1 protein-coding gene and 1 pseudogene are annotated in these 907 nt (G+C 69.2%); one reads left to right on the top strand and one right to left on the bottom strand.

Annotated elements, in window-relative coordinates; all coding sequences use genetic code 11:
- Positions 1-265, top strand: a pseudogene (locus tag I5I_RS14405) (Fe-S oxidoreductase); the annotation flags it as partial.
- Here the strand turns inward: I5I_RS14405 and I5I_RS14410 are convergent.
- The gene (locus I5I_RS14410; RefSeq protein ID WP_036321295.1) at positions 252-743 is read right to left on the bottom strand and encodes an SIP domain-containing protein; all 492 of its coding nucleotides are present in this window, start codon (positions 741-743) and stop codon (positions 252-254) included. The pseudogene I5I_RS14405 and the gene I5I_RS14410 overlap by 14 nt on opposite strands.
- Positions 744-907 lie beyond the last annotated feature (164 nt).

Below are 907 nucleotides of genomic sequence, written 5' to 3' on the forward strand. Positions count from 1 at the left end.
GGGGATGCCGTCGTGGACGTTCGGCCGCGGAGGTGTCTGCGTCGGCGGCTGCTTCCTGACCGACTCACCCCGCATCAGCGAGGCCGTGCTGCGGCATGAAGCGGTGCACGCCCGCCAGTGGCGCCGTTACGGCTTTCTGATGCCGCTGCTGTACGCCCTGGCGGGGCGCAACCCGCTGACGAACAGGTTCGAGATCCTCGCCGGGCTCGAAGAGGGCAACTACGTGCCCCACGGAGCGTCGGCGGGCGCGGTCAGCGAGAGCTGAGCAGCCCGAAGCGCGCCGGTGTATGCACTGCCACCGGCGAGATGCCGAGGCGCTCGGTGAGGTGGTCGAAGATGTCGGCCGTGCCGAGGAAGCCGCCGAGAAGGTGGATGCGCGTGCCGTCCTGACATGCCGACTCGTCGCCGTCGGCGCAGAGCATCTCGTCCGCCCACGCGGTCACCGCTCGACTCACGGCCTGGCCGGGAGCACAGGGACGACCGGTTCCGGGCTCTCCGCTGCGGTGCGAGCGATCGAGCCAGGTGACGACCATCCGCGCCGGGACCGCGATCGGAGTGATCCACGACGCGTCGGGAACCTCGATGAAGACGCGGCCCGTCGAACAGATCGGCAGCGTCGCGAGGAGCGCCTCGAGTTCGACGAGGGCATGCTCGTCCGCCGTGATGAGCTGCTGCACCCGCGCGTGACGAGAGGCCTTGCACGCGGACTCGTCGTGCACGGCGTGCGGGGCGGATGAGGTCATGATGCTCCATCATACGCTCGTTAAGGCGAGCCTTACCTCAGCGTTCAATGAGGATCTCCGCGAGCGCGTCCACCTCGTCGACGCGCAGACCGTGCGCGACGAGATAGCCGGCGCCCGACCCGAAGCGCTCGCGCACGTCCTCGAGCAGCTCGTGCATCACCGGT

The organism is Microbacterium sp. B24 (assembly GCF_000333415.1).
Lineage (GTDB): Bacteria > Actinomycetota > Actinomycetes > Actinomycetales > Microbacteriaceae > Microbacterium.

Coding starts and splice junctions, on each gene's coding strand:
- I5I_RS14410 (WP_036321295.1), bottom strand. CDS start 743: ATGACCTCATCCGCCCCGCACGCCGTGCACGACGAGTCCGCGTGCAAG.